At 48.9% G+C, this 3,649-nt stretch carries 6 protein-coding genes; all 6 read left to right on the top strand.

Annotated elements, in window-relative coordinates:
• Positions 1–272 precede the first annotated feature (272 nt).
• The 6 genes from QUB37_RS29285 (at position 273) to QUB37_RS29260 (ending at position 3,460) form a co-directional block, all read left to right on the top strand.
• Complete coding sequence (locus QUB37_RS29285; protein ID WP_333099869.1) at positions 273–866, top strand: ester cyclase; 594 nt, start codon at positions 273–275, stop codon at positions 864–866.
• Between the two features lie 23 nt (positions 867–889).
• Positions 890–1,045, top strand: coding sequence for an SDR family oxidoreductase (locus tag QUB37_RS29280; RefSeq protein ID WP_333099868.1), 156 nt, complete (start codon positions 890–892; stop codon positions 1,043–1,045).
• 58 nt (positions 1,046–1,103) lie between these two features.
• Positions 1,104–2,048: a zinc-binding dehydrogenase gene (locus QUB37_RS29275; protein ID WP_333099867.1), complete on the top strand. Its 945-nt coding sequence runs from the start codon at positions 1,104–1,106 to the stop codon at positions 2,046–2,048.
• 69 nt (positions 2,049–2,117) lie between these two features.
• On the top strand, positions 2,118–2,495 hold the full coding sequence (locus QUB37_RS29270) for a hypothetical protein (RefSeq protein WP_333099866.1): 378 nt from the start codon (positions 2,118–2,120) through the stop codon (positions 2,493–2,495).
• Positions 2,496–2,617: 122 nt separating this feature from the next.
• The gene (locus QUB37_RS29265) at positions 2,618–2,974 is read left to right on the top strand and encodes a RidA family protein (protein ID WP_333168708.1); all 357 of its coding nucleotides are present in this window, start codon (positions 2,618–2,620) and stop codon (positions 2,972–2,974) included.
• 108 nt (positions 2,975–3,082) lie between these two features.
• Complete coding sequence (locus tag QUB37_RS29260; RefSeq protein WP_333099864.1) at positions 3,083–3,460, top strand: nuclear transport factor 2 family protein; 378 nt, start codon at positions 3,083–3,085, stop codon at positions 3,458–3,460.
• The last annotated feature ends 189 nt before the right edge of the window (positions 3,461–3,649 follow it).

The following is a 3,649-nucleotide window of genomic DNA, read 5'->3' as shown; positions in this document are numbered from 1 at the left end:
TTACCCTATCTTTTTCTAGGCGATTTGTCTAGGATTGCCGGACTGTATGATTTTCAGGCAACCTGTCACCCCGTCAGTATCTTGCTACGCGACCTGTAGGTTCAATCACAGAATCGAACTATGAATAGAAACAGCTCTTTGACGGTACGAATCAGGGCAAACTCATCATTAATGTTTTAGAAGAGTAGAGACTAAGAAAACCATAAGAATCTGAAAGAAGTTAAGCATTGGAATCAATACAGTTGAGATAGAACGAACTAGGAGAATCTAACATGGTCAAAGAGCAAATTGTAGATAAACAAGCAAATGTACAGGCAACCCCCAACCTGACACTTGCTCAGGAAGCTTTACAAGCGGTCTGGGAAGAGCATATCGGGCACGAGTTTGGTACTCACAGCACTAAAGATGCTCTCGCTACAATGGTTGAGTACGCTTACGTGAATCACATTCCAGTAATGACTGGGGGAGTAGGAAAGCCGGCGCTGCGTGAGTTTTATTCCAAGTACTTCATTCCACAGATGCCGCCGGACATAGAGTTGGCTCCGGTCTCACGCACAATCGGAACCAATCAACTCGTCGATGAAATGCTAGTTAAGTTCACTCATACCATCCAGATGGACTGGATGCTACCTGGCATTGCTCCGACAGGGAAACGGATTGAAGTGGCAGTAGTAGCGATTGTCCAGTTCCGTGATGGCAAGTTAGCCCATGAACACCTCTACTGGGATCAGGCGAGTGTATTGGTTCAACTCGGCATACTTGATCCGGTTACACTGCCCGTTGTAGGGGTTGACAGTGCGCGCAAGGTACTTGATCCGAGCTTGCCCTCAAACGCACTGATCGATCGTGCAAGCGACCGCGACTAAAGGTTAGAACAAGCTTTCCATCAATGCTTAAACCTGCGATCGCAGGTCTAAATGTTTCTCAGCGATTGACTGGAATGACATTGAAACAGGTTTGCGAGGTTGTGTTTCTTTGCTCTGATGCTGCCAGCTACATCACTGGGCAACCCTTAGTGATCGATGGTGGATATACAGCAAGTTGATTGAAACAGTTCTATCTATAACATGAAACTATAGCCCTTTACACACAAGGATATGGCGATGCGTAGACTCGTGAGTTCACCAAACGCCGTTGGCAACCTCACCTTTCAAAACACTGAAGTTCCTACTCCGAAGGTTAACGAGTGCTTGATTCGCGTCAAGGCATTTTCGATGAATCGGGGCGAACTCAAGCGATCGCAAAACGATCCACTGGGCACTCCAATTGGCTGGGATGTCGTTGGCGTTGTTGAACAAACAGCACAGGACGGCAGTGGTCCACCCACAGGGACAAAAATTGTTGCCCTCTCTATCCGCTCGGAGGGCTGGGCAGAATATGTAGCAATTTCGACTCGCTGTCTGGCTATCATTCCCCAGGGCGTATCACATACCGATGCCGCCACACTGCCCGTCGCGGGGTTAACAGCACTGTATGCAGTGGAAAAGGGATCTCGTTTACTAGGAAGTCGGGTGCTGATCACAGGGGCAACAGGGGGAGTGGGACTCTTCGCCATGCAGCTTGCTCGGATGATGGGAGCCAGCGTCGTTGCCCAAATTCGTCAGCCAGCGCAAGAAGCATTTGTGGGAGATTACGGCGCGGATGAAGTGGTGGTGACCGAGACCGGGCAAGAAGCCAAGCAGTTCGCGCCTTATCGACTGATTGTCGATGGAGTAGGAGGTGAATTGGTCGGGAAGCTAACTGCGTTTTTGGCTCAAGGAGGCACCTGCGTTTGTTATGGCAGTAGCAGCGGCAACGAGATGAAGCTGTCCCTGGCAGACTTCTATTCCGAGAATGGAGGACAGCGCACGCTTTACGGGTTCACGCTGTACACCGAAGTAGAGATGGAAATCGCTAGTTCTGGGCTGGCTCGTCTGCTGAGGTTAGTTGAGCAGGGGCGGCTCAAAACGCATATTGATCGAGCAGTTTCGTGGCGTGAAGCAGACGTAACGTCGGCTGATTTGATCGGGCGAAGATTTTCAGGTAAGGCTGTGCTGCATGTGGACTAATTGTTGTTCATCGGCTGAGTCATGTCAGCCACCTCGGAATAGATTATCGCTGAGCTTTATTTACAAAGAATGAAACAATTTACCTTGTTTACTTTCCTGTATCTGGCACTGGGAGTTTGTCTAACGGCGATCGCCCTTGGATACCCAAATCTGCCTTCGGGTCTTCAAATAAGCCTGTTCATCAGTGCAGGAGCGTCCTACCTCGTTTGTCTCTTCAGTACCTTCCCATCTTGGCGGGAGATGACAATCCGTTTCTATCGCAGGCGGAATTCAGCGGTCATTCTACCCTGGTTGGTGATTGGATTCAATCTTGTTTGGATGATCTGGGAAGTTCAGGGTCAGAACTGGGCAATGGAAGCCATTTTACAAGCGTTTTCGCGGCTAATAGTTGTCTTACTTTTTGCAGAAATCATTGTGATTACACAGCAAGTGAATTCTGAACATTAGGGTCTAAATCGGATGATGCCGAAACAAACTCGTTTCAGCAACGCGAGATAGAGCAAATATACTACACAAGGAACGCCATGAATAAGCCCGAGTTTTTTGTCACCCCCGGGTATGGGGAATACATGTTGAATGAATTGCATTACTCCCAAGCGGTAAAAATTGGCGATCGAGTGGAGACATCAGGTCAAGGTGGCTGGGATGACAATCTGCAAATTCCCGAACCGCTTGCGGATGAGATTGCCCAGGCGTTTCGGAATGTAGAGCGAACCTTGGCAACTGCTGGTGCGGATTGGGAGGATGTTGTCCACGTCAATTCTTACCATGTTGGCGGGTTTCCCCCAGAAGTTAACGATGTGATGGTCAGGCTATTTCGCCATTACATGCCCAACCATGCCCCAATTTGGACACAGGTAGGAGTCGCGGCTCTTGGGCTGCCAACGATGCGGATTGAAATCCGTGTTACTGCAATTGTTCCGTGAATTTTGCACAAGCGGCAACGGGGTGATTCGGTGGCTAAGAAGGACGCACCGATCGGGAAACCGCTCTCGCTCCGTTAAAGCATCTACTTGAACAGAGGAGAAATTCAGATGTCAGACAAAAATAAAGCAATCTTAGAAGCGGCAAACGCGGCGATCGCTCAGGGCAATTATGAAGAATTTTTGTCGTTCTGCACGGACGACACGCAATGGACATTGGTAGGCGACAAGACCCTTCAAGGGAAGGAAGCCGTTCGCCAATGGATGGCAACGGAGTATGTGGAACCGCCTTTGAATATCGTTGCGAACTTGATCGCTGAGGGGGATTTCGTCACGGCACTCGGCGACCTCACAATCAAGGACGAAGAGGGGAAGACGGCTCATTACTCGTACTGCGATGTCTGGTGCTTTCGCGGCGGCAAGATGGTCGAATTAAAGGCTTTCGTGATCAAAACCAAGGTCAAGGATGAAAGCAGCAACGCGGCATAAAAGGAATCGATTATCATGAAAATTTTTTCTCATCACCTGCGAGAACGAAACTTGAAACCCACATTCCGCACCCTCAACTGGCACACACAGTTGGGGTGCTAATGGAGAGTAGGGTAGTCCCCTGAAGGAAAGGATCGAGAGAATAAAACTGAATTCAAAGAAAAGTAGGCATTTAGAGTTGTAAACTAG

This window comes from Microcoleus sp. AT3-A2 (assembly GCF_036705685.1).
GTDB lineage: Bacteria > Cyanobacteriota > Cyanobacteriia > Cyanobacteriales > Microcoleaceae > Microcoleus.
This window is presented reverse-complemented; position numbering and strand designations above follow the sequence as displayed.

Coding starts and splice junctions, on each gene's coding strand:
- QUB37_RS29270 (WP_333099866.1), top strand. CDS start 2,118: ATGAAACAATTTACCTTGTTTACTTTCCTGTATCTGGCACTGGGAGTT.
- QUB37_RS29280 (WP_333099868.1), top strand. CDS start 890: ATGCTTAAACCTGCGATCGCAGGTCTAAATGTTTCTCAGCGATTGACT.
- QUB37_RS29265 (WP_333168708.1), top strand. CDS start 2,618: ATGTTGAATGAATTGCATTACTCCCAAGCGGTAAAAATTGGCGATCGA.
- QUB37_RS29275 (WP_333099867.1), top strand. CDS start 1,104: ATGCGTAGACTCGTGAGTTCACCAAACGCCGTTGGCAACCTCACCTTT.
- QUB37_RS29260 (WP_333099864.1), top strand. CDS start 3,083: ATGTCAGACAAAAATAAAGCAATCTTAGAAGCGGCAAACGCGGCGATC.
- QUB37_RS29285 (WP_333099869.1), top strand. CDS start 273: ATGGTCAAAGAGCAAATTGTAGATAAACAAGCAAATGTACAGGCAACC.